Source organism: Sphingomonas trueperi, assembly GCF_040545965.1.
Lineage (GTDB): Bacteria > Pseudomonadota > Alphaproteobacteria > Sphingomonadales > Sphingomonadaceae > Sphingomonas > Sphingomonas trueperi_C.
On record NZ_JBEPMV010000009.1, the window covers coordinates 18569 to 42260 of the forward strand.

General features: G+C 71.1%; 18 protein-coding genes. 3 read left to right on the forward strand and 15 right to left on the reverse strand.

The genetic code is table 11. The features are described from left to right. Window positions 1–4: 4 nt before the first annotated feature. From ABIC35_RS20080 to tssA, 10 genes are all read right to left on the reverse strand, one after another. The gene (locus tag ABIC35_RS20080) at window positions 5–1681 is read right to left on the reverse strand and encodes a protein kinase domain-containing protein (protein WP_121071809.1); all 1677 of its coding nucleotides are present in this window, start codon (window positions 1679–1681) and stop codon (window positions 5–7) included. Further along, complete coding sequence (tssH, locus tag ABIC35_RS20085; protein ID WP_121071810.1) at window positions 1678–4305, reverse strand: type VI secretion system ATPase TssH; 2628 nt, start codon at window positions 4303–4305, stop codon at window positions 1678–1680. The genes ABIC35_RS20080 and tssH overlap by 4 nt, the downstream gene beginning before the upstream one ends. Then, complete coding sequence (tssG, locus tag ABIC35_RS20090) at window positions 4302–5345, reverse strand: type VI secretion system baseplate subunit TssG (protein ID WP_121071811.1); 1044 nt, start codon at window positions 5343–5345, stop codon at window positions 4302–4304. Before tssG ends, tssH begins: the two co-directional genes overlap by 4 nt. Beyond that, window positions 5309–7174, reverse strand: a complete 1866-nt coding sequence (gene tssF / locus ABIC35_RS20095) for a type VI secretion system baseplate subunit TssF (protein WP_121071812.1) — start codon at window positions 7172–7174, stop codon at window positions 5309–5311. Before tssF ends, tssG begins: the two co-directional genes overlap by 37 nt. After that, the gene (gene tssE, locus ABIC35_RS20100) at window positions 7174–7704 is read right to left on the reverse strand and encodes a type VI secretion system baseplate subunit TssE (RefSeq protein WP_121071813.1); all 531 of its coding nucleotides are present in this window, start codon (window positions 7702–7704) and stop codon (window positions 7174–7176) included. Before tssE ends, tssF begins: the two co-directional genes overlap by 1 nt. Then, window positions 7701–8510: a type VI secretion system accessory protein TagJ gene (locus tag ABIC35_RS20105; protein WP_354278577.1), complete on the reverse strand. Its 810-nt coding sequence runs from the start codon at window positions 8508–8510 to the stop codon at window positions 7701–7703. The genes tssE and ABIC35_RS20105 overlap by 4 nt, the downstream gene beginning before the upstream one ends. Before the next feature lie 81 nt (window positions 8511–8591). Beyond that, a complete protein-coding gene (locus tag ABIC35_RS20110) occupies window positions 8592–9077 on the reverse strand; it encodes an Hcp family type VI secretion system effector (protein ID WP_121071814.1) in 486 nt (161 codons plus the stop codon). A gap of 56 nt (window positions 9078–9133) precedes the next feature. Continuing rightward, window positions 9134–10627 carry a type VI secretion system contractile sheath large subunit gene (gene tssC, locus ABIC35_RS20115; RefSeq protein WP_121071815.1) on the reverse strand — a complete coding sequence of 498 codons (1494 nt, stop codon included), beginning with the start codon at window positions 10625–10627 and terminating at the stop codon, window positions 9134–9136. Window positions 10628–10655: 28 nt separating this feature from the next. Next, on the reverse strand, window positions 10656–11198 hold the full coding sequence (tssB, locus tag ABIC35_RS20120; RefSeq protein ID WP_121071816.1) for a type VI secretion system contractile sheath small subunit: 543 nt from the start codon (window positions 11196–11198) through the stop codon (window positions 10656–10658). Window positions 11199–11520: 322 nt separating this feature from the next. Beyond that, a complete protein-coding gene (gene tssA / locus ABIC35_RS20125) occupies window positions 11521–12528 on the reverse strand; it encodes a type VI secretion system protein TssA (RefSeq protein ID WP_121071817.1) in 1008 nt (335 codons plus the stop codon). 125 nt (window positions 12529–12653) lie between these two features. Between tssA and ABIC35_RS20130 the strand changes: the two genes are divergently transcribed. From ABIC35_RS20130 to tagH, 3 genes are read left to right on the forward strand one after another with little or no spacing between them, the layout of a single operon-like run. Then, on the forward strand, window positions 12654–14582 hold the full coding sequence (locus ABIC35_RS20130) for a type VI secretion system Vgr family protein (protein ID WP_121071818.1): 1929 nt from the start codon (window positions 12654–12656) through the stop codon (window positions 14580–14582). Beyond that, a complete protein-coding gene (locus ABIC35_RS20135) occupies window positions 14579–15124 on the forward strand; it encodes a DUF6931 family protein (RefSeq protein WP_121071819.1) in 546 nt (181 codons plus the stop codon). Before ABIC35_RS20130 ends, ABIC35_RS20135 begins: the two co-directional genes overlap by 4 nt. Continuing rightward, the gene (tagH, locus tag ABIC35_RS20140; RefSeq protein ID WP_121071820.1) at window positions 15121–16431 is read left to right on the forward strand and encodes a type VI secretion system-associated FHA domain protein TagH; all 1311 of its coding nucleotides are present in this window, start codon (window positions 15121–15123) and stop codon (window positions 16429–16431) included. Before ABIC35_RS20135 ends, tagH begins: the two co-directional genes overlap by 4 nt. Here tagH and ABIC35_RS20145 read toward each other — a convergent pair. The 5 genes from ABIC35_RS20145 to tssK are packed head-to-tail and all read right to left on the reverse strand — an operon-like array spanning window position 16428 to window position 23673. Next, window positions 16428–17171: a PP2C family protein-serine/threonine phosphatase gene (locus ABIC35_RS20145; protein ID WP_121071821.1), complete on the reverse strand. Its 744-nt coding sequence runs from the start codon at window positions 17169–17171 to the stop codon at window positions 16428–16430. The genes tagH and ABIC35_RS20145 overlap by 4 nt on opposite strands. After that, complete coding sequence (gene tagF, locus ABIC35_RS20150; RefSeq protein ID WP_121071822.1) at window positions 17168–17635, reverse strand: type VI secretion system-associated protein TagF; 468 nt, start codon at window positions 17633–17635, stop codon at window positions 17168–17170. The genes ABIC35_RS20145 and tagF overlap by 4 nt, the downstream gene beginning before the upstream one ends. Further along, window positions 17632–21012: a type VI secretion system membrane subunit TssM gene (gene tssM / locus ABIC35_RS20155; RefSeq protein ID WP_121071823.1), complete on the reverse strand. Its 3381-nt coding sequence runs from the start codon at window positions 21010–21012 to the stop codon at window positions 17632–17634. Before tssM ends, tagF begins: the two co-directional genes overlap by 4 nt. A gap of 4 nt (window positions 21013–21016) precedes the next feature. Continuing rightward, window positions 21017–22333 carry a type IVB secretion system protein IcmH/DotU gene (gene icmH, locus ABIC35_RS20160; protein WP_354278578.1) on the reverse strand — a complete coding sequence of 439 codons (1317 nt, stop codon included), beginning with the start codon at window positions 22331–22333 and terminating at the stop codon, window positions 21017–21019. Then, window positions 22330–23673 (reverse strand): type VI secretion system baseplate subunit TssK, encoded by a 1344-nt coding sequence (gene tssK, locus ABIC35_RS20165; protein ID WP_183049237.1) that lies wholly within the window; start codon window positions 23671–23673, stop codon window positions 22330–22332. The genes icmH and tssK overlap by 4 nt, the downstream gene beginning before the upstream one ends. Window positions 23674–23692: the final 19 nt, after the last annotated feature.

Consider the following 23692-nt stretch of genomic DNA (forward strand, 5'->3'; position numbering starts at 1 on the left):
GCACTCACCCGCAGCGGCGATCGGCGTAGAGCGGCTGCCACTTGCGCCCGCGCAATTCCTCGATGCGCGGGCCGTTGCGGCGCAGCGCGATCTGGTCGAACAGGCCGTTCTTCACCTGGCACTGGTTGAAGAACACCGTCAGCGCGCAGGCTGCCTTGCTGGTATAGCCGATCAGCTTCCAGTCGCCGGTAAAACGGTAGCAGGCGCCGACGCCGCTGGCCTGCCAGTGGTGGCTGCGCTCCAGCTTCTGCAGGTCGACGAGTTGGCCCTCCCCGTCTTCGTCGGGCTTGCGCGTGGGCGCCGCTGGCGAGGGCTTGGCCTCCGGGAGCACGGTGGGCGATGCCGCCGGGGTCGGCGTCGCCGTCGGCACGGGCAGCGCAGCGATCGTGGAAGCCGGCTCGGCTGTTTCCGCCCGGGGGCCTTGCGTTGCCGCCGGCGCCGGACGCGGTACGGCAGGCGCTTGGGGGGCGACGCGCGCTACCTCTCGTGGCGGCGGCGGGGCAGCGGGGGGATGCGATGCGGGTGTGGCGACGAGCCACCATGCGCCACCGGCGATCGGCAGCGCGGCGAGCGCCCCTGTCGCCTTGCCGCGCCGCCGCGTGTGCGGAGGGTTGGGCCTGGGAGCGGCGGCCTGTCGCTTCGGGGCGACCGCGACGGCAGGCGCGAACACGGTTTCCGGGGCAGGCGGCGCGGCCGGCGTCGGGACAGGCACAGGCGATGTTCCGGTCGCATCTTCCTCCGGCAGCACCAGCGCGTCGAGGAACGCCAGCACCTCCGCCATCGACCGGATCCGCTCGGCAGGATTGGGCGCGAGCATCTTGCGGAACAGCGGCACGAGCTCGGGGGTAACACCGTCGAAATCGGGCAACTGGCGACGGCGCTCGACGGCGTCGGCGAGGGTGTTGCCCATCGCCGGCGCCTTGCCGCGTGCAAAGGCGAGCAGCACCAGCGCCGTGCTGTACACGTCGGTCCACGGGCCGACATCGCGGCCGAAATCACCGAACTGCTCGGGCGCGACATAGCCGAGCTTGCCGGCAAAGCCCTCGCCCACCACCGTCTCGCCGCCGATGTCCAGGCTCTTGGCGATGCCGAAATCGATGATCTTCGCCCGCGCGATCACCCCCCCGGGCAACAGCACATTGTCCGGCGACATGTCGCGGTGGACGGCGCCATGTTCGTGCGCCGCCTGCAGCCCCGCAGCCAGCCGCCGCGCCAGCACCGCGATCTCGCCTGCCGTTGGATGAGAATCCCCGAGATGCGTCGACAGCGGCTCGCCGTCGATGAAGTCGGTGACAATGTAGTAGAGGTCGAGCATCGGATCGCGCGCGAGCACGCGGTACTGCACGATCGCCGGGTGAGCGATCTGGGTGAGCACGCGCGCTTCCTTGCGGAACATCGCGATGATCTTGTCTTCCTGCGCCAGGTGGCTGCGGATCGCCTTGATCGCGACGCGCTCGTCGCTTTCGACGTTGATGCCCTCGAACACCTCGCCCATGCCGCCGCGTGCGATGAAGCGATCGACCCGGTAGATGCCGTTGAGCACATCCCCGGGCACCAGGCTGCAGCCGCGCCGGCCGCTGCCGCCGGCACCCGGCAGCGATCCGCACGCGCGGGGCTCGATCGCAACGACCGTGCGGGCGTCGCCGGGCTGGTCCCGGTCGGGCATCGGTTCCATGCTCATTCGGCCGCCAGCGCGGGGGCTTCGATCGCCTCGCCCTCGAAGCGATAGGTGAAGCCGTCGCCGTCGACGCCGACATGGATCGCCGTCACCGCGGTGCCCGCGATCTGCCGCTCGATCAGCCCGAGCGAGAGATCGGGGAGCAGCGTGTTGGTGAGGATCGCATCGATCATCCGGCCGCCCGAGGCGACCTCCTCGCAGCGCGACACGATCAGGTCGATCGTCGCGGGTGCGACGACCAGCGCCGCGCCATGGTTGTCCGCCACCCGGCGCACGATGCGATCGAGCTGGAGACCGACGATCCGGCGCAGCATCGCCGGCGAGAGCGGCAGATAGGGCAGCACGCTCAACCGGCCGAGCAGGGCCGGCGGGAACACCTGGAGCAGCGCCGGGCGCAGCGCCCCGGCGAGCGCCTCGGGCGCGGGCGCGGTCTCCTCGTCCTCGCACAGGCTGGCGATCAGGTCGGTGCCGACGTTCGAGGTGAGCAGGATCAGCGTGTTGCGGAAATCGATGTACCGGCCCTCGGCGTCTTCCATGTATCCCTTGTCGAACACCTGGAAGAACATCTCATGGACGTCCGGATGCGCCTTCTCGATCTCGTCGAGCAGCACCACCGAATAGGGCCGCCGCCGCACCGCTTCGGTGAGCACCCCGCCCTGGCCATAGCCGACATAGCCCGCGGGCGCGCCCTTCAGCGTGGAGACGCTGTGCGCTTCCTGGAACTCGCTCATGTTGATCGTGATCAGGCTGTCGTCGCCCGAATAGAGGAGTTCGGCGAGCGCATGCGCGGTCTCGGTCTTGCCGACGCCCGAGGGGCCGCAAAGCAGGAACACGCCGACCGGCTTGTCCGGATTGTCCAGCCGGGCGCGGCTTGTGCGCAGGCGTCGGGCGATCGCCGCCATCGCATGGTCCTGCCCGATCACGCGGCGCTGGAGCCGTGCCTCCATCTCGAGGACGGCGGTGAGTTCGTCCTGCACCATCCGCCCGACCGGGATGCCGGTCCAGTCGGCGACCACCGCGGCGACCATCTCCTCGGTCACCTCGCCATGTACCATCGCCCGGTGCCCACGCGCGACATCGGCGGCTTCAAGCGCGGCTTCGAGCGCCGCGTCGTCCCCGTTCGCCAGCGCGGCGCGTGCCTCGGCAACCGCCGCGACCGCCGCGCGCTCGCCCGCCCATTGCTGCTCGAGCGTGGCGAAGTTCGCGCGGGCTTCGGCCAGCGCCAGGTGCAGCGGCGCGATCCGCCCGGCATCGGCATAGCGTCCCGCCGCCTCGCGCTCGGCAATGCCCAGCTCCACTTCGAGCAGTTCGATGCGGCGGCGGGCATCCTCCACCGGCGCCGGCGTGGCATGCTGCGACACCGCGACGCGCGCGCTGGCGGTGTCGAGCAGGCTTACCGCCTTGTCCGGCAGCTGCCGCGCCGGGATGTAGCGCTGCGACAGCCGCACCGCGGCGGCGACCGCCTCGTCGAGCACCACCACGCGGTGATGCCCCTCCATCAGCGGCTTGACCGAGCGCAGCATCGCGATCGCGGTCTCGGTATCGGGCTCGCCGACCGCGATCGGCTGGAAGCGCCGGGTGAGCGCCGGATCCTTTTCGAAATATTGCCGATACTCGGCCCAGGTGGTCGCCGCGATCGTGCGCAGCTGCCCACGCGCCAGCGCGGGCTTGAGCAGGTTGGCAGCGTCGCCGGTGCCGGCCTGGCCGCCCGCGCCAATCAGCGTGTGCGCCTCGTCAATGAACAGGATGATCGGCTTGGGCGAGGCCTCGACCTCGTCGATCACCGTGCGCAGCCTTTTCTCGAACTCGCCCTTCACCCCGGCGCCCGCCTGGAGCAGCCCGATGTCGAGCGCGTGGAGGGTGACCTCAGCGAGCGCGGGCGGCACGTCGCCATCGGCGATGCGGCGCGCCAGCCCCTCGACGATCGCGGTCTTGCCCACCCCCGCCTCGCCGGTGAGGATCGGGTTGTTCTGGCGGCGGCGCAGCAGGATGTCGATCGCCTGCCGGATCTCGGCATCGCGCCCGACGATCCGGTCGATTGCGCCGGTCCGGGCGCGCTCGGTGAGGTCGATGGCATAGCGCGCCAGTGCGCTTTCTCCGGTGGCCGGAGCGGGGGTGTCCGGTGTCGCTATCGGCTCGGCGCCCGCCGTCTCGGTCGAGTGGCGGACGATGTCGGCAAAGTCGGCGCCCAGCCGCTCGGCCGAAAGCTTGCGCCATTCGGCCGACGTGGCGTGGAGCAGCCCGCGCAAGGTTGGCGTCTTGAGCATCGCGAGCAGCAGGTGGCCGCTGCGCACCCGCGGCGCGGCGAACATCAGCGAGGCGAACAGCCAGCCCTTCTCGATCGCCTCCTCGATCTGCGGCGCGAAGTCCGAGATCGCGCTGGCGCCGCGCGGCAGCCTATCGAGCGCCTCGGCGAGGTCGGCCGCCAGTCGCGCATCGTCGATCGCGAAGGCGCTGCGGATCGCGGCGACGTCGTTGCCGGCATCCTGCACCAGCACGTGCAGCCAGTGGACGAGCTCGACATAGGGATTGCCGCGCATCCGACAGAAGCCGGTCGCGGTCTCGATCGCCTTGAGGGCGGTGGGGTTGAGGCGTCCGAACAGCGCCGACCGGCTGATCTCCGTCACGTGATGGTCTCCTTGGAAAGGGTGCGAGCGAGCCGCCGGGCACTGGGGCCGAGCCGGGCATCGGCGCGAATGCCGCCGGGCACCGCGCGCCCGGTCCAGCCGCTCCAGCCGAGCCGGGCGCCGCCGCCCAGCCGCGCCGGACGGATCGCCTCGGCCGCCACGGCGAGTTCGATGTCCCATTCGAGATGCGGCGGGGCGAAGGCATCGAGTGCGGCGACCAGCAGCGCATAACGCTGCCCGCCGGGCAGGAAGGCGGCATGGTCGCGGGGATCGCGGATGGTGAGTTCAACGCGGAAGGCATCCTGCCAGGTCCGCACGCGGCCGCCCGCCATCGCATCCTGCCCCAGCCCCGCGCAGCGCCCGCCGAGCCGCGTGCCGTCCTCCGGCTCCACCGCGCGCCAGCGCGGCACGAATTCGCGGATCCGCACCGGCACGCGGAGCAGGTCGGCGAGCGCGTCCTGCAGCCCCGCCGGGCTGCGCGGCGATACGAACAGCGCGGCATGGCGCAGCCGCGCGGCGGGCGGAAAGGCGCTGTCCACGCGCGCGCCGTCCTGCGCGCCGGTCAGCGCAGCGGTGCGATCGGCGAAGCGGTCGTCGGCCGGGCGATCGGCGCTCGCCGCCGGGCTGGTCGATGCCCAGGCGCGATAGAAGAGCTGGAGCATCCGCCCCGCGAGCACGTCGAGAAAACCGCCATAGGGCTGGGTCTTGGAATAACGCTGCTCATAGGCGGCGAACTCGCTGAGGTGGAGCGGCAGCGGACCCATCGGCCCGGTCAGCCCCAGCCATTGCCCGGCCACCGTCGCGCGGCCGTCTTCCACCCGGATCGCGTCGAGCGTGGCGGCGGGAAAGGCGAGCGACGGCGTGTGGGTGAGCGTCGCGATGTCCTGCGCGGGCAGCTTCGCCTCGCCGATCCGCGGCAGGCCCGGCGCGCGCGCCTCCGCCCCGCGCAGCAGCGCGAGCGGACCCAGCCGGCGCAGTTGCTGCGCGGCGCGGGCGAAATAGCTCAGATGGTCGGACGGCGGCCGATGCGCGCGGGCCATTGCGCCAACCTCCCTTGCTGGAGGGTCTCGAACACCGTCTCGGTGAAGCTGTTGACCGCGGCGAACTCGCTCAGGAACCGCTCGAGCACCGCGCCGAACACGAACATGCGGCCATTCTCGAACGCCGCCTCGTCGAGCGTGACGCGCAACTGCTGCCCGCGCACGAAGCCGGGCTGCGCCTCGCCGGGCACGCGCCTCGAAACGGGCCGCGCGGTGACCGCACGCACCCCGTCCACCTGGCGCCGCAGCGCCGGATCGTCGACCCGGCCGTAGAGCGCGAGATGGCTGCGCAGCACGTCGGGACTGCCGTCGGGACCGCTGGCGAAGCCGGTGTAATTGGGGGTGAGGTGGCTCACCACCCGCCACGCCGCATCGCCGATGCCGAGCGGTGGCCGCGGCGGCGTCGGCGCCCGCAGCATCGTGATCGCACGAACGGGTAGGCCGTCGGCGGAAAGCGCCGCGCCGGTGCCGCGCACCAGCTCGGGCAGCTCGCGATTGGTGACGAGCGCGCGGACCGACAGTTCGCCCATCTCCTCGATGCGATCGGGGCGGCCGGGCGCGGTCAGGCTGATCCAGGTCTCGGTGCCGGTATAGTCGCCGCGCCGCCGCGCGCGCTGCTCGCGGGTCGAGAGCCGGCGATAGCGCAGCCGCGGCACGTAGAAGATCGCGTCGCTCCAGTCATAGAGCAGCCCGGCGAAATCGTGCAGCGGCAGCACCGGCTGCACGTCGTCCGCCTCGCGGCCATGCGCCTTCACGTCGAGCAGCCGCCACACCTCGTAGGTGAGCGGGCGGGTGCGATCGGCGATCACCTGATGCTCGTGCTCGAAGCCGCGCAGCGGGACGCGATCGAGCTGCTTTTCGAACAGGTTGATCGCCGGCGTCGCGAACAGCCGGAAATTGGCCGAGGACAGCGCACCGGCGAGCACCGGCGCGGCGCGGCGCAGCAGGATCACCACGTCGCAGGTCTCGCCTTCACAGGCGGCGAAGGCGGCGCGGAGCCCTTCGAGGCGGGCGAACAGGAAGCGCTCGGGGCAGGCGAAATATTCGCCGAGCAGCCGATAGCCGCGGTGCGAGCGCCGGTCGTGCGGCAGCAGCGCATGGTCCTCGTCGAAGCCATGCTGCGCCGGCACCGGCAGGCGCACCGCGCCGGCCGCGCCGGACTCGGACGCGCGGGCGACGACGGCGACGGCATCGCCGATCAGCTGGCGGTACAATTCGCCCGGCACGCTGCCCGCACCGTCGAGATAGAGCGGTAGCGCGTCGACCGGCAGATCGGCCAGCCGCATGCCCTCGGTCGTGCCCAGCCGCAGCCGGATGCCGGCCTCGATCGTGTCGCCTGCGCCCGTGGCGGTGAGGAACGGCGCGACCGCCGCACGCGAGCCGAGATATTCCGCCTCTACGACGCGCAGCGGCCACAGCGTCACCGCATGGCCGGTGACGAACTGGACGGGGGAGTTGTCCCGATCGGCGGCGAGCGCGCGCAGCCGGGTGCCGCGCGGCACCGCCACGCCTTCGGCCAGCGCGCCGTCCCCGGCATGGGGCTCGAAGCCGGCGATGCAGATCGACGGGGTCGGCGCGAGATAGTGCGGCTGCACCACCTGCAGCAGATGCTGGGTGAAATCGGGAAACTGGTCCTGCAGCTTGAGCTGCACGCGCGCCGCTAGGAACGCCACGCCCTCCAGCAGCCGCTCGACATGCGGATCGACTTCGCCCGAGGCGTCGAGTCCCAGCCGGCCGGCGACGGTCGGGTGCTCCTCGCCGAATTCCCGCGCGGTTTCGCGGAGATAGACGAGTTCGTCGTTATACGCCTGGAGGAGTCGCGGATCCATCACTGCTCCCGGAAGGCGACGGCGCCGGTTTCGATCTCGACGTCCGAGCGAAACTCGACCGGCAGCGCGGCGACCGCGCTGATCAGGTCGCCGCGGATCACGAAGCCGACGCTGCTGGCGCGGGTGCGGTCGGGGTCCACCTCGACCTCGAGGCTGCCGCGCGCCACCCGCGGCTCGAACCGTGCCACCGCCTCGCGCATCTCGCGCGCACGCGATTGCACGCCCGGCCGGGTGAGCAGGCTGCCGGTCAGGTCGGCAAGGCCATAGTTGAGGACGGAACTCGCCACTTCGGGCGCCGCCGAAAGATCCTCGGCCGAGGCAAGCGAGATGGTGTTGAGCAGCCAGTTGAGCTCGCGCAGCACCGTCGTGCGCAGCGCCGCCTCGTTGAACCGCTCGATCCGCGGCACCGTGTAGAAGCGCAGCGAAGTGCGATCCATGCCGCGAACCTCGACCGACTCGTCGCGCAAGCCATCAAGTTCGAGATCGGCGACCAGCTTGTCGAACAGCGTCGGGTTGATCCGCTGCGTCATGGCTGCGGATCGAAGCGGATGCGGCGGAAGCCGAGGATGCCGATGTCGGTGCCGTCGCTGGTGGTCCAGAGATGCTGGCCCAGGCCATGCACGGCGTCGCCCGCCTCGCGCCATTCGGTGCGCCGTGCGAGCCGCATGGCGCCCTCTGCGTGGCTCTCGGTGCCGGGGTAGCGGACCGGCAGCAGCGCGGCGATCCCGGCGCCGTCACGCAGGCGGATCTCGGCGGGGAGCCATACCAGGTCGCGCAGGTCGACCGGCCCCTCGCTGGTGATCTCCGCGACCGCCGCGAACGGGATCAGGCCCCAGCGCCCGGCCACGACCGCCTCGAACATCGGCCCGAAGCGGCTGTCGGCGTCGAACAGATAGTCGAAGCGGTGGCCGTCGACCTCGCCCGGCGTATCGGGGCTGCCGTCGAGCGCGTGGCGGCGCAGCAGCCCGGCATCGGGGCCCACCGCGGCGAGCGCATCGACGAACACTTCCGCCCAGGTATCATCGCGGACGAGCAACGGTGCGCGTTCCTCGCCCGCCATTGCGGCGGCACGCAGCCGCTCTGCATCGATTGCCTGGCCATAGGCGACGGACAGCATCTGCGCCTCGGGCGAGAGCTGCGCCAGCGCGCGGAGCTGGCTGCGCGCACTGTCCCATGCGCCGTCGAGGCACAGCATCTGGCACAGGAACATCCGCGCGCGCTGGTCGCCGGGCGCGTTGCGCACCGCGGCGACCAACGCCTGCCGCGCAGCGGCGAGATCGCCCGAGGCGAGCTGCGCCGCGATAGCCCGTTCCTGCGCGACATCGGCTGGCATCATCTTGGCTCTCTTGCTGGGACCGAAAAAAGGGGGGCGCCGCGCCTTCATGCCGAGGCAGATGCGAGGCGCCCCGAGGGCCGATCAGGCGCTGGTGTTCTTCAGGATGTCCCACTTGAACTCGGGCGCGCCGCCGGAGGTGCCGGTCTTGGTCTGCTCCTTGTAGGTCATGTGCATCTTCTCAAAGTTGAGCGAGACCATCTCGGTGGTGCGCTCGTCGCCGCTGCTGCCGCCGTGCTGGATGTTGGAGACGAGCACTTCCTCCATCACGATGGTGAGATATTCGAGCGGGCTCTCGCCGCCCGCCTTGCGCATGGTGAGCGTCGCCTTTGTGATGTGCTTGCCCTGCGCGCAGCTGAGCATCAGCGGCATCGAGGCGAGGTCGACGAACTTGGTGATGGTGATGTCCTGGAAATTGGCTTTGCCGGTGCCGGCCCCCCCGCCCATATGCGCAGTGCCGACATTGCTCATGCCCCAGTTCCAGCCGATCACGTCGATCTCGTTCTCGTGCTTGGAGTCCTTCGACTCGCCGTTGATGTCTTGGAGCTTCAGGAAGATATCGACAGCCATGATTCACCCTTGATTGGTTTGAAGAGGGAGAGAGGAAGTTTGGAAGCGCCCGCGGTTCAGTTGCCGGACTTGGGCAGCCGCGAGACCATGCTCAGCGACACGTCCATGCCCTCGAGCTGATAGTGCGGGATCATGCGGAACAGCCCGCGATAATAGCCGGGGTTCTCGGGGTCCGGGATCACTTCCACCGACGCCTGCTTCAGCGGCTTGCGCGCCTTGGTATCCTCGGTCGAGAAGTCGGGCTGGACGTCGACATATTGCATGATCCAGCTCTGCAGGTCGCGCTCGAGCACCGGCGCCTCGCGGCTGCTGCCCACCCAGTCGCGCACCATGCACTTCAGGTAATGCGCGAAGCGGCAGCTGGCGAAGATATAGGGCAGCCGCGCCGAGAGGTTGGCGCTCGCCGTCGCGTCCGGATCCTCATAGGCCTTGGGCGCATGCAGCGTCTGGGCGCCGATGAAGGTCGCGTGATCGGTGTTCTTGCGGTGGACCAGCGCCATCAGCCCGGCCTTGGAGAGCTCCGCCTCGCGTCGGTCCGAGATCGCGATCTCGGTCGGGCACTTGACGTCGAGCCCGCCCTCGTCGGTGGGGAACAATGCGGTCGGCAGATCCTCGACCGTGCCGCCCGATTCCACGCCGCGGATGCGGGTGCACCAGCCATAGGTCTTGAACGCCTCGGTGATCCGCACGCCCAGCGCATAGGCGGCGTTGAGCCACAGATAGTTGTCGTGATCGCCCTCGACCTCTTCCTCGAAGGCGAATTCCTCGACGGGATCGGTGTTCGCGCCGTAGAGCGGGCGCCCGAGGAAGCGCGGCAGCGTCAGCGCCATGTAGCGGCTGTCGTTCGACGCGCGGAAGGAGCGCCAGGCCATATAGTCGGTGGCGTCGAACTGCTTGGCGATATCGCGCGGATTGGCGAGCTCGCGCCAGCTGTCCATGCCGATCAGCGCCGGCCCCGCTGCGGCGAGGAACGGCGCGTGCGCCGCCGCGCCGATCTTGGCGAGGCCCTTCATCACTTCGATGTCGGGGCCGCTATGATCGAACTGATAGTCGCAGACGATCGCGCCATAGGGCTGGCCGCCCAGCTGCCCGAACTCCGCCTCGTAGATGCGCTTGAACAGCGGGCTCTGGTCCCAGGCCGCGTCGCGATACTGGCGCAACTGGCGGCGGGTCTCCTCCTTGGAGACGTTGAGCACGCGGATCTTGAGATCCTTGCCGGTCGAGGTGTTGCCGACCAGGTACCACAGCCCGCGCCACGCCGATTCCAGCTGCTGGAATTCGGGATGGTGCAGGATCGCGTTGACCTGCTCGCTGAGCTTGCGATCGATCGCCGCCTTGAGCGCGTCGACCGTCATGTAGACGTCCTCGCCGATCACCGCCGCGTCGGCGAGCGCCTGTTCGGCGAGCGTCTTCACCGCTTCCTCGATGCGCGCGCGCTTGGTGTCCGAGCCGGGCTTGAACTCGCGCTGGAGCAGCATCGCGAACTCGTCCGCGGCGCCGTCTTCCGTCAGCTGGACGCGATCGTCCTGCTGCGTTGCTTGCTGGGCCATATCTGCCTCCTGAATACGGGGTCTGCGCTTATGCGGCCGCGTCGCCGTCGGCCGCCGTCTCGGCCGGCTCGGCATGCACGGCGCGGCTCGCGGCGAGCGAGCGCATCAGCTCGGGGTCCTTCAGGACCTTGTCGAGCAGCTCCTGTGCGCCGGCTTTGCCGTCCATGTAGAGCATCAGGTCGTTGAGCTGCTCGCGCGCCTCGAGCAGCTTGGCGAGCGCGGGGACGCCGCGGGCGATCTGGCCGGGGCTGAAATCCTCGAGCGTCTTGAAGGTCAGGTCGACGCCCAGCCGCCCCTCGCCGGTCAGCGTGTTCTCGACCGTGAAGGCAGCGCGCGGCGCGATCCGCTCCATGCGCTCCTCGAAATTGTCCATGTCGAAATCGACGAAGTCGCGCTGGTCGTGCGGCTTCTTCTCGACCAGCGACTTGCCGGACAGATCCGACATCACGCCCATCACGAACGGGATCTCGATCTTCTGGCGCGAGCCATAGGTCTCGACCTCATATTCGATATGGACGCGCGGCGCCCTGTTCTCCTTGATGAAGCGCTGACCGCCTCGTGCCGAAACCATAGCCACCTCGTGCGTTTGCGATTGTACGGGGAGACCGGTTGGGGCTCCCGCCGTGCGATGCTTGTCGAGTAGCGGGTGGACGGCTTCAGCCCGATTTCAGAAGCCTGCGGCGAAGCTACGATCGAAATAAGCGGCTCTGGACGCACGAGAAAAGCGGCGCCCTCGGCGCCCGCAATATTTCAGGCGCAACGCAATCCTCCTACCGCCCGGCGCCCGGCCACGCCTATTCCAGGGCCACCGCTTCACACCACCACGGGAACCGCAGCACATGGCAGCGTCGCTCGCCGCCCGACATCGCCATGCCGAACGCGCCTGCCCTGCCTTACTGGCCGCGCATGCGCAGGATCGCCTGCGCATCGACGAGCGCACTGGGTGCGATGTCCTCGAGCACGGCCATGAAATCGAGCCCGATCCAGCCGCGCGCCCGCTCCACCAGCATGGGCACCGGGCTCGACGGCTCGTGCCGGCGATAATAATCGAGCACCAGATCGAGCACGCGGGCGACATCCTCCCGGTTCCGCACCGTGCCGCCCACCGGCTGCACGCCGCCCGGCGCCCCATCGGCGCCGGCGACGGCATCTTCGCTCAACATGTCGATCTCCGCGTCGAGCGGCGCCGGGACGAAGCTGCGCAGCGCGATCTTCTGGGTCGCAAGCGCATCGTACAGCGCGGAAAAGTCGGTGGCATTGCGGGCGCCTGCATTGGCCATCAACCGCTCGTCGATGGCGTGGATCGTCGCCTCGATCCGCTCGATCGCCGCCGCCCCCTCGGTCAGCGCCGCGCGAATCTCGGCCTCGGCGAGCATCGCGCGAAACATGCCATAGCCTTCCTCACCGTCGCCGCCGCGGTGGAAGCGCGCAATGTCTTCCCCGGTGATCCGGCCGAGCCGGGCGTGATCGGCATAGACGATGCGCCGCAGCGGGCCCGTAAAGGCCGGTGCGGACGCGAGCGCATCGAACGCGCTCTTGCGGGCCTCCACGCCATATTCGTCGAGCCGCGGGTGCACCGCCTCCCAATAGCGGTCGAGCAGCCCGGCGACGAACGCCACGCCCAGCTCCACCTGGTCGAGCCTGCCCGACTCCGCCGCGGCACGGCAGAAATAGACCCCCAGCCACAGGTCCTTGGTCCGCGTGGCGAGCGTCGCGATCGTGTCCATCACCTGCCGCCAGTCGGTGTCTCCCCGCTGCTCAACGATGCCCGAGGCGTCGATCGATACCGAGGTGTCGAACGCCTGCTCGATCCGGTGGCGCTGCGGATCATAGGCGAGGTCGGGCCCGGCGGGATCCTCGTCGGAGACGGGCGCCAGCAGCGTTTCGAGGTCGATGGCCATGTCGGGAGCATCCTTGATCGGGGGACCGCCGGAGCCCGGCGGGCGGCGCCGGGCCTAAGCGCGGCCCGGAAGCCGATCAATCGACGACATGGTGACAACAGTAACAGAATGGAAAGCGTGATCGCATGAAGCGCCAGGCGGAAATAACGCTCGATGTCGGCTCGCCGATCAAGCTGGTGAACTTCGCTTCGCACGAGCGACTGAGCGGCTTGTTCACGATCACCGCCGAGATTGTCGTGCGCGACAAGGTGGACTTCATGCCGAGGCTCGGCAATGCCGCCAAGATCGAAGTGTTCGAGCTGGATGCGCATGTCCGCTACTTCCACGCGCAGCTCGCCGAAGCGCATTTCCTGCGCGAGGAGGACCAGGGCTATCACTACAGGCTGGAGTTGCGGCCCTGGCTGCACCTGCTCGATCACAACTTGGCCTATCGCGTGTTCGAGGAGCGCAGCGTGGTCGACATCCTCAAGGCGGTGCTGGAGCCGTATAGCCGCCGCGTCGATTTCGGCGGGCTGACCGGCAGCTATCGTCCCTGGAAATACTGCACCCAATATCGCGAGAGCGACTTCGCCTTCGTCTCGCGGCTGATGGAGCGCGAGGGGATCTACTATTATTTCCGCCACGAGGCGGGCGAGCATGTGCTGGTGCTGTGCGACTCTCCCTCGGCACACAAGCCGGCACCCGGCTATGCCACGGTCAAGCTCCGTCCGGACTGGTCGGGGCGCAGCGGCGGCCTCGCCGAGGCGCTGTGGGACTGGCACGAGCATGTCCGCAGCGGCGGCGAGCAACGCTATCTGCTACAGAGCTTCGACTATCAGGCGAGCACCGTGCGCGAGGGCGAGAAGCAGGGCCCCGCGCGCAACAAGGCCGACAGCCAGGAGGTGCATCGCTACACCGGCGACTTCGTCGAGCCCGCGCTGGCGCAGCATTGGGCCGAGGTGGCGCTGCAGGCGGCGCGCGCCAACCAGCGTGTCTATACCGGCACCGGCGACGCGATCGGGCTTGCCTGCGGCGGGCGGTTCACGCTCGATTCGCAGGACGCCTTCGATCGCGGGGCCGAGTTCGTCGTCACCGCGCTCGACATGGCGATGGAGGCCGAACCCTATCGCACCGGCGCGGACGCGACGCCGCGCCGCGTGTCGATCGAGGCCGTGCCTGCCGACACGCCGTGGCGCGCGCCCGCGGTCACGCCCGCGCCGGTCGCCGGACCGGAAACCGCGATCGTCGTTGACGGCGGCGCGGACGACAGCAATGTCGATTCGCAGGGCCGGGTGCGCGTCCGCTTTCTTTGGAAACGGTCATCGGAGGGGGAGGAGAAGGCGCGCTCCTGCTGGCTGCGCGTCTCCTATCCTTCGGCAGGTGCGGGGTTCGGGCACGTCACGCTGCCGCGCACCGGCGAAGAGGTGATCGTCGACTTTCTCGACGGCAACCCCGATCGGCCGATCCTCACCGGCCGCGTGTACAATTCGGAGCACGTGCCTGCCTATGCGCTGCCCGAGCATCGCACGCGCTCGCTCTACCGCTCTCAGACGATCGGGGCGAGCGGCAGCTATGCCGGCGCCGAGGGCGGCGCGCCGGGCGGGCGCGGCTATAACGAGCTGTATTTCGAGGACAAGGGCGGCGCCGAGCAGGTCTATCTCCGCGCCCAGCGCGATCGCCTCGCCGAGGTGATGCTCGACGACGAGCTGCGCGTCCGGCGCGATCGCAAGACGCGGGTGGGCCGGGATCGCACGACCGAGGTCCACGGCGACGACAGCCTGTCGGTCGAGACCGGCAACCACAGCCTCGACGTCGCGCGCGGCAGCGCCGACATCACCGCGGCTGGGGAGATCAAGCTCGCGGTGGGGCTCAACACCATCACGATGAACGAAGCCGCCATCACCCTGCGCGTGGGCATGAACAGCGTCATGATCACCCAGGCCGGGATCGTGCTCAACGGCCTGACGATCACCGGAAACACAACGGGGGCGTTGACGCTCAACAGCCTCGGCACCGCCACCGTCACGGCGGCAGGCCTGCTGACCCTGGTCGGCGGATCGCTGGTGATCCTGTGAGCTGGCCGCGCACCATCTGGGCGCAGGCCCGCCAGATCAACGCGCTGCTGCGCTGGCCGGCGCTGCCCGGCGACGACGCGCCGCCCGAACTTTTCTTCGAGCGTCTGCGCGCCGAGGGGAAGGCTTCCGAGGCGGCGCTGTTCCTCGGCCAGGCGCTGCCGCGGTTCGAGGCGGTGCTTTGGGCGGCGCAGGTCGCCGCGCCCGTTGCAACCCCTGCCGATGCCGCGGCAATGGCGGCAGTGCAGGCCTGGCTGGCCAATCCCGCCGAGCCCCAGCGCCGCGCCGCCGGCACCGCGGCGCTGCAAGGCCTCCCGGCCAGCGCCGCGACCCTCGCCGCCAGCGCGGTGTTCCATTCGGGCGGCTCGATCGCGCCGCCGGACCAGCCGCCCGCGGCACCGCCCCGCGAAGTCGCCGGCACGCTGGCCGCAGTCGCAGTGCTCGCTGCCGTCGCCACCGCCGGCGGGGACCACCGCGCGGCCCTCGACCATGCCCTCGACCTCGGAACGGCCCTCGCCCGGCGCGAGGCGGAGACCACCCCATGACGCTGACCCTCACCCTCCAGCCCGGCACGGCGCACGCGCCCGACAAGCCCGCCCCGCTGCGCCTCGACGGGCATGGCGCGCTGATCGGCCGCTCGCCGCACGCCGACTGGCACCTGCCCGATCCGCGCCACCACATCTCATCGCGCCACTGCGAGATCGGCTATCGCGACGGCACCTATCTGCTCACCGACCTCAGCACCAACGGCACCTTCGTCAACGATTCCCCCGAGCGGCTGACGGCACCCCACGCGCTGCGCGACGGTGACCGGATCGCGATCGGCGACTATCGGATCACGGTATGGCTTCCCGCAGACGCAGGCGCGGGTACGCAGGTCGCGGCTGCAGCGGCGGCACCGGCAGAATCGCCCTGGGGCAGCTGGGCCCCGGCCGCGCCGCCCGCCGCCCCCTCGGGCTGGGACGACCTGCCGGCCGCACCGCCGCCGGATGCCGGCCTCTGGGCAGCGCCCGAACCGCAGCGCGCGCCCTCCGACTGGGCCAGCGCCCCGCGCGAAAGCACCCAGCCCTCCGCGACCGATGTCTGGGGGCAGCTTGCCGCCGAAAGCGCGATCGACTGGTCGCGCGGCGATTTCGCCGCCGCCGAGGCGTGGAGCGCCGCGCAGCAACCTGCGCCCCTCGCGCTGCCGCTGCAGCCGGCGGACGCTGCGCCCGCCGCGCAAGCCTATGCCGTCGAGGCGACCCCCGCCCCTGCCGCCATCGGCGACGACGGCTGGGCGGCGTTCCTCCGCGCCTCGGGCGTCCCCGTCGATCGGCTGCGCAGCCGCCCGGCCGAAGCGCTTGCCGCCGCCGGCGCGATGCTGCGCCAGATGGTCAGCGGCCTGATCCTGATGGTCGATGCCCGCGCCCGCGCCAAGGCGCAACTCGGCACCCCGGCGACGAGCCTCGAGCTCGAAGGCAACAACCCGATCAAGTTCGTGCGCTCGCCCGAACGCGCGCTGCTCCAGCTGCTCGACGCGCCCGAGCCGGGCTTCATGGACGCCGCGCGCGCGGTGGAGGACGCCTATCAGGACCTGCAGGCGCACCAGATGGCGACGCTGTCGGCGATGCGCGGCGCGCTCACCCAGACGCTGGCGCAATTCGCCCCCGACGCGATCCAGGCCCGGCAGCCCGAGACGAAGGGCCTCTCCCGCTGGTCGCGCCAGGCCCGCGAGGCGGCGCTGTGGCGCGCCTATGTCCGCGACTTCGAAGGCGTGGTGCGCGGCGCCGACGAGGCGTTCATGGACCGCTTCGCCAAGGAATTCCGCACTGCCTATGAGGAGCAGATCGCGACGATGCGCGGGCGCCGCTAGCCGATCAGCGTGGTCGAGTCGCAGCCGACCACGACCACGGTGACATTGTCCGGCGCCCCTCGCGCCAGCGCCAGCGCGACGAGCGCGTCGGCGGCGCGGCGGGGATGCTCGGTGGCGAGCGTCTGCGCAATCTCGGCATCGGCGACGATCCGCGTCAGCCCGTCGCTGCACAGCAGGAACACGTCCCCCGCCAGAACCATTTCGTCGCGCATGTCGACGTTCAGCCGCGGCTCGACCCCGACGGCACGCGCCAGCACATGCGCCATCGGATGCTGCTCCGCCTCCGCGCGGGTGAGGAGGCCGCGCGCGACCAGTTGCTCGACCTGCGAATGATCGGTGGTGAGCTGGTCGAGCGCGCCCTCGCGCAGGCGATAGACGCGGCTGTCGCCCACCCACATCACCCGTGCCCGGCCCTCGCGGGCGAGCAACATCGCGACGGTGGAGCCGATCTTCGCCCCGTCTGCGCCGGTGGCGGCATAGATCCGGGCGTTGACGGCGAGCAGCGCGGCGCGGGCGGCGGCGGCGGCTTCCTCGAAGGTCTCGGGCAGCGGCGCGGCTTCAAGCGCGGCGGCAATGGTCGAGGACGCCCATTGGCCATGCGCATGCCCGCCCATGCCGTCGGCGACCAGCCACAGCCCGTCGCGCAGCCGCGCCGCCCAGCTATCCTCGTTCACCCGCCGCACGCAGCCGACATCGCTGCGCGCGCCCTGTTCGAAGCGAAGGCGCGTCGCGGTCGTCATCGGCCGATCCAATCGTGCCGCCAGTCGGTCATCTCCGGTGCAGGCGCCGCAGGATCGGCGACACGCGCCGCGCAGACCGGGAGGAATGCGTCGAGGTCGAGCGCCGGCGCGAAGGCAGCCTGAATCGCCTCCGCCATCGCCGCAGCGATGCCCGCCAGGAACAGCGGCGCAGGGACATCGGTGCCCTTGCGTCCCAGCACCAGCGGAAAGCGGCGCCCATGACGGTCGCACGCCGGCGCGATGCAGCCCGCCTGCCAGCCGCCATCGGCCAGCGACAGGCCGAAGCGCCATGATGCGGTGGCGTCGAACGCCGACTCGAAGCTTTCGCCGAGCCGTTCGGCGCCGTCGCCCATCACCGCGCAGCACCAAGCGTCCCAGCGCAGGCGCTCGGCCGGCGCGAGGCCGCGGCTGGTGAACTCGCCGCGCGACGGCAGCTTGCCGAACAGGAAGGCTGTGCCGCTCATAGCCGCTCGGGACACCGGAAGGAAAAGGGACCGCCGCGGCCGAACGGGCTTTCGCTGGCCGGCAGGACCATGGTCAGGCTCGCGGATTGCGCGCCCTCGCCGAAGCCGAGCCGCAGCGTCGACGGTCCCGCATTGGCGACCCGCGTGCGATCGACGAGGCGGAACAGCGCCCAGCTGCCGCGCGTCTCGATGGTCGAGAGGATGCTCTGCTCGGCCGAGAGCTGCAGGCTCGCGCTCGGCAAGGCGCTTGCCGACCACAGCACCGGCTTGGGATCGCGCGTGGCGGCATCGAAGCGATAGCTAGCGCCCCCGGCAGCGAACTGCACCGCGCGCACCTCCGGCCCGAGCTGCGCCACCCCGACATTGATCGCGATCCCGCCAGCGAGCAGCGCGCGGATCGCCGCCGCCTTCTGGAACTGCGCGGCGCTGCTCGCGGCGAAGCTGGCGGCGACCGGATCGCCCGACTTCCAACGCCAGACCGGCCCGGACAGATCGAGCAAGGCCAGCAACCGCTGCTGCACGAACCGGTCGAGCGTGCCGCCCATGGCGAAGACCTGCTGCACCTCGGCCAGCGCCGCATCCTGGGACGCACCGGGCGCGAAAGGATAGCGGCCCTGCGTCGCCGCCAGGCAGGCGGGCAGCACGTCGTGGGCATATTCGGTGCCGAGCGCGGTCTGTGCCGACTTCGCCGCGGCACTTGCGCCGCTGCGGGTCGCCTGCCGCGCGAAGTCCTGGAGCTGCGGGGGTGCCGAGGCGCCGCTGGTCGTCAGGTCGCCGAGCGCCACCGCCAGCTGCCCCTGCGCCGCGTCGCTGCCGAGTGAGGCCCCCGCCACGCTCGCCGCGGATCGGGCGGACGCGGCCTTGCGCACGCCGTCGACCAGCGCATCGACCGGCGCCGGAGCAGCACCGTCGCCGGCATAGCGGGCGAGATCGGCGAAGTGCGCGGTGATCGTGCCGCCGGCATCGCCCGCCTGTCCGCCCTCGCTGCCTAGCCGAGTGTTGCGGGCAACATCCTGGAGCAGCACCTTGAGCGGCGACGGCGTGCGGGTGAACGCGCCCAGCGCCGCCGGGCTGCCGAAATAGTCGGCCGGCTGCACCTGCGCGAGCAGCCCGTCCCAGGCGGCGATATAGTCGCGCGCATAGGCCGCGGCCACCGCCGCCCGCAGCGCCGGGAGTTGTTCGCGGATCGACTGGCGCGCGGCATCCGGCCCCAGCACCCAGAGGCTGTTGCCGAGCTCCGCCTGCACGTCGGCCAGCCCCGGCCGATAGGCCTTGGCATAGCCCTCGCGCGTGAAGAACCACGGCACCTGCGCGGCGAGCAGCGCCCCGCCATTCCGGAAGGCCTGCGCGTCGCCGCTTGCGAGCACGCCGCTCGGCTGCCAGTCCGGCCAGCCGCTCGCCGCCGCGCGCGTTCGCAATTCGGCATAGGCGCGATCGGCGAGCGACAGCGTCTGCACCGCGGCGCGGGTAGAGGCGATCAGCGCGCCATCGAGGGGCGCACGCCGGTTCGGCCAGACGCGGCCGAGATCGGGATCGGCGAGCATCGCGTCGAGATGCCGGGCCAGATCGACGCGGAGATCGGCGCGGTCGTCGCCGGCGAGCGGGCCAGTGCGCCAATCGGCGACCGCCCAGGCGCGCACCGCCCGCGGGTCGAGCGGCCCCTGCCCGCCGAGCATCAGATAGACCTTGAGCGGCTCGTAGAGCGCCGCCGGCGTCGCCGCATCGGCGCGCAGCACCTGCTCGATCCGCAGCAGCAGCCGGGGCAGCAGGATGCGCTGCAATGCTTCGAGATAGGCGCCGCGCGCGGTCGCCGCATGCCCCGACTGAAACAGCCCGAGCCGCATCCGCCAGGACGGATCGCCCTGCGCCTGATCGGCAAAGCCGCGCGGCAGCGCGCGCAGGCGATCGAGCAGCGGCAGCACCTGTTCGAGATCGGGATCGCTGGCGCGGACCTCGACGAGGTCCACCCCCGAGGCGCCGACCTGCCCGGAAATCGACTGTGCCTGCGCGGCGAGATCGGCCTGCAGCGCCTTGTTGCGCGCGAAGCTTCCCGCCCACAGCCCGCTCATCGCCACGACCAGCAGCGCCATGCCGCCGATCGCACTCGCCAGCAGCACGCGCCGCCGCCGCTGCACGGCCGGGGCGGCGCGCACCATGCCGGCTTCGGCGATCACCACCTCGGTGAGCAGACGGTTGAGGAAATAGGCGCGGCCCTGCCCCTCGCGCGCGGGCGGTTGCGGCGCGTCGTACACCGCCGCCATCGCGCTCAGCACGCGATCGAGTGTCGCGCCTTCCTGCACGCCGCTGGCGAAATAGAAGCCGCGGAAATCGCGCGCACCGTCGCCATCGGCGAGGAACGCGCCCTCGACCAGATAGACGAGCCGCTGGCGCAGCGACGCCACCTGTGCCGGGAAGGCAAGGATGCGGGCGCGGCGCGCGGCATCGGGCTCTTCATGCAGCCGCCGCGGTAGCCGCTGCCACAGCGCCTGCACCACCGCGTCGAACTCGGCGGCGACGTTGACGCCGTCGGCCACGCTGCCGGGCGCCAGCGTGGCGCCGAGCACGGCGCGCCGCCCCTCGGCGCTGAGATCGCCGAAAAAGTCGGTGAAGCCGGCCAGCAGATCGGCCTTGGGCAGCAGCAGATAGACCGGCACGTCCACCTGCAGCGTGCGGCGCAACTCCGCCAGCCGCTGGCGGATCGCCGCCGCGTGCGCGTCCAGAGTCGCGCGGTCGGCGCCGGCCAGCATGTCGGTGGCGAGCGTGACGAGGATGCCGTTGATCGGCTGGAGCGGCCGATGGCGGCGCAACAGGTCGAGGAACCCGCGCCAGCCCGCCGCATCGGTGCCGGCATCGGCATCCTGCGTGGTGTAGCGCCCGGCGGTATCGACCAGCACCGCCTCGTCCGCGAACCAGAAATCGAGGTTGCGCGTGCCGCCCACGCCCTTCAGCGCGCGCTTGGCCCAGGGGAAGCGCAAGCCTGACTGGACCAGCGCCGTCGTCTTGCCGGCCCCCGGCGGGCCGATGATGACGTACCAGGGCCGGTCGTAGAGATAGGCGCGTCGCGACCCGGACAGTGATTTCAGCTCGGCCAGCGCCTCGCGCATCCGCGCGGCGAGCGTGCGAGTTTCCTCGGCGCCTTCCTCCGCGGCGGTCGCCGCGAGCCCTTCCGCCAGGCCGTCGGCCGCGCGCTTGCCGCGCCACCACCGCCACAGCACCGCCAGCCCGAAGCCGAGCACGACCAGGCCGACCAGCGCGAGCCGGATCCAGGTCGCGCGGAACAGCGGGAACAGCGTCGGCAGCCCGAACAGCACCATCATCGCGAGGATCGCCGCAGCGGAGGCGGTCACCGCCATCCAGTTGCGCATCAGCTTCTGCATTTCGTTATCCGTTCCGCGCGATCACGATTTCGACGCGCCGGTTCTGCGCCTTGCCGTCGGGGGTGGCGTTGGGCGCGATCGGCTGGGTCGCGCCGAAGCCCTGCGCCTCGACCCGCGCCGGATCGTCTAGCCGCGCGCGCAGGATCGCCGCGACGGTCTCGGCCCGCGCCTTGGACAGGGCGACATTGTCGGGGAAGGTCAGGCTCGCGACGGGATCGCTGTCGGCATGGCCCTCGACCCGCACTTGGCCCTTCTCACCGGCCACGGCCTCGGCGATCTTCTCGAACAGCGCCTGCCGGCCCGGCGCTAGCTGGTCCGAGCCCGAGCGGAACAGCGTGCCGACGGTGGTGCGCACCCGCACGCTGTTGGGGTCCTGCTCGACCACGACCAGCTTCCGCGCGATTGCGTCGGCGAGGAAGCCCTGGAGCCGCTGCTGCTGCGCACCGATCGGCACCACCGCGGGCGCCGCCGCACGCGAAAGGCGCAAGGGCTGCTCGGGGTTGAGCGCGAGCAGCGCGGTCATCGCCGGCTGGCCGGTCTGGATCAGCACCAGCCGGAAGGCCAGCACGACCAGCAGCAGCACGCCGAGCGCGACGCTCGCCGCCAGCCCGATCGGCGCCCAGAAGCCGATCCGCCCCCGCGCCGTCGGTTCGCCGCGCCAGTGCGGCACCAGCTCGGTTTCCGAAAGCCCGCGCTCGGCGGGGATCGCGGCATAGGCGCTCGCGAGGATCGCGGCGCGCTGGCCGCGCTCGTCGTGCGCCACGCGGTAGCGCCCCTCGAACCCTGCGGCGAGGCAGGCATGGTAGAGCTCGATCAGCTCGGCATGCGCCGCCGGCTGCGCGAGCATTTCGCGCAGCAAGGCCCAGAAGCGGTCGCCGCCGATATTCTCGCCGAAGCCGCGCACCACCATGCTGCGCCGCGCCCATTCGGCGCCGTCGGCCGACTGGCCGGGCAGGTTCTGGGCGATGTCGTCGATCGTCGCATAGACGGCGTAGCGCGCGCGGCGCTGGGTCTCGGCGTCATAGCCGCCCCCCGCGATCGCCGCGTCGAAACGCTGTGCGGCGGCCGACGCGCGGCGATGCAGCGAGGGCAGGTCGAGCGCGATCCGCTCCGACCGCGCCGACGCGATCAGCGCGAGCAGCGGCGCCGCCGCCGCGACGATCGGATTGTGCGCCCGCGCCGCGACCGGCGGCTCGGGGAAATCCTCGTCGGCGAGGGGCGGTGCGGCCCGCGTCTCGGCGAGCCGGGCGCGCGCCTGCTGGAGCGGCGTCGGCTGGAAGACGGTGTGGCCGTCGCTGCCCAGGGCGTCGTCGTCGTTCACCGCGGCGCCTTCTTCACGCACCAGAGCTCGAGCCGCAGCTCGGGCCAGTCGCCGGCGACATGTAGCCCCAGTGCGGGCGCGGCGGCGAGCGCGGGCCAGTCGGGTGCCGAGCGATCGAGCTCGAAATAGACGTGGCCGGGCAGCGCGCGGATCTGCGGCGGCGGGGTCGGCGTGTGGCGCAGCGGGATGCCGGCCAGCGCCGAATCGACGATCTGCCGCATCTTCTGCACCGGCCCGATCTTGGCGACCGAGGGAAAGCGTGCGCGCAGATCCTCCAGCGACATGCGCGCCGAGGCGACCAAGTAGAAATAGCCGGTCTGGAACAGCGCCGAATCGTTGATCCGCGCGGTATAGGCCCCCGGCCCCGCCTGGACGAGCGGCAGCTGGACCGCGGCGCGATCATAGACCGCCGACAGCGCCGCCTGGATCGCCTCGACCACTGGCTCGAACGTCTCGCGCAGGCGGAGATGGTCATAGGCCGGGAAAGGCGGCGGCTGGCGTTCGGAGCGGGTGAGCGTCGCCAGTTCGCCGGCCATGCCGAGCAGCGCCTCGTACAGCCGCTCGGGATGCACCATCGGCAGGCTCGCCAGATGCGCGAGCTGCGGGCGCCAGCGATTGAGCGCCTGGAGCAGCAGGAAATTGGCGATGCTCTCCGCCCCCGCCTCCGCCGCCTCGACCGCGCGCAGGGCGAGTTCGTCGACGCGCTGTCCGGCGCGCCCCAAGATGTCGGCGAGGAAGCCGGCGAGTCGCGGGCTCGCGCGCAGGTCGAGCGCGGGCGGGATGTGCCGCTCGTCGAACTGGATGGCGCCGTTCCGCACCTCGCGGACGCGTGCGAGCTCGAGCGTGACGCGGCCATAGGTCTGGTCGCGGGTGATGCCGAAGCGCAGATTGGGCCGCGCCATCTCGATCGGCTCGCTCGCCCGCTCTTCGGAAAACACGTCGGCGACGTCACGCGTCTCGACCAGGAAGCGCGCGCCCTCGGCACCGGCGGCGTCGACATCGCGAAAGGCCACCGCGCCGGGCTGGTGCGCCGGCAGCGTCAGCTGGATGCCGCCGTCGCGCGCATCGGCTGGGATGTCGATCGGCGGCGGCGGGGGCAGCGTGCCCGGGATGGCGAAGTGCAGCCCGTCGGGCAGCACGCCGGATAGCTTCTCGACCGCGAACTTACCCAGCGCGGCAAGATCCTGGTTGATCACCAGCTCGGTCACGCCCCAGCGATAGGGCCCGGCATGGCGAGCGGCGGCCGCGAGCTCCGCATCGAGATGGCGCTCGAGCTGCTGGAAATGCTGCTGGCGCAGGAACAGCCCCTCGCGCCAGGCGACGCGCCCGTCAGCGGACACGATGCGCGCTTCCGCAGCG

Bases quoted from the DNA above. Each gene is read 5' to 3' on its own strand.
- tssG (WP_121071811.1), bottom strand. From the start codon at position 5,345: ATGGCCCGCGCGCATCGGCCGCCGTCCGACCATCTGAGCTATTTCGCC.
- ABIC35_RS20110 (WP_121071814.1), bottom strand. From the start codon at position 9,077: ATGGCTGTCGATATCTTCCTGAAGCTCCAAGACATCAACGGCGAGTCG.
- tssM (WP_121071823.1), bottom strand. From the start codon at position 21,012: ATGCAGAAGCTGATGCGCAACTGGATGGCGGTGACCGCCTCCGCTGCG.
- ABIC35_RS20105 (WP_354278577.1), bottom strand. From the start codon at position 8,510: ATGATGCCAGCCGATGTCGCGCAGGAACGGGCTATCGCGGCGCAGCTC.
- tssE (WP_121071813.1), bottom strand. From the start codon at position 7,704: ATGACGCAGCGGATCAACCCGACGCTGTTCGACAAGCTGGTCGCCGAT.
- tssA (WP_121071817.1), bottom strand. From the start codon at position 12,528: ATGGCCATCGACCTCGAAACGCTGCTGGCGCCCGTCTCCGACGAGGAT.
- ABIC35_RS20080 (WP_121071809.1), bottom strand. From the start codon at position 1,681: ATGAGCATGGAACCGATGCCCGACCGGGACCAGCCCGGCGACGCCCGC.
- tagH (WP_121071820.1), top strand. From the start codon at position 15,121: ATGACGCTGACCCTCACCCTCCAGCCCGGCACGGCGCACGCGCCCGAC.
- ABIC35_RS20145 (WP_121071821.1), bottom strand. From the start codon at position 17,171: ATGACGACCGCGACGCGCCTTCGCTTCGAACAGGGCGCGCGCAGCGAT.
- tssC (WP_121071815.1), bottom strand. From the start codon at position 10,627: ATGGCCCAGCAAGCAACGCAGCAGGACGATCGCGTCCAGCTGACGGAA.
- tssF (WP_121071812.1), bottom strand. From the start codon at position 7,174: ATGGATCCGCGACTCCTCCAGGCGTATAACGACGAACTCGTCTATCTC.
- tagF (WP_121071822.1), bottom strand. From the start codon at position 17,635: ATGAGCGGCACAGCCTTCCTGTTCGGCAAGCTGCCGTCGCGCGGCGAG.
- tssB (WP_121071816.1), bottom strand. From the start codon at position 11,198: ATGGTTTCGGCACGAGGCGGTCAGCGCTTCATCAAGGAGAACAGGGCG.
- ABIC35_RS20130 (WP_121071818.1), top strand. From the start codon at position 12,654: ATGAAGCGCCAGGCGGAAATAACGCTCGATGTCGGCTCGCCGATCAAG.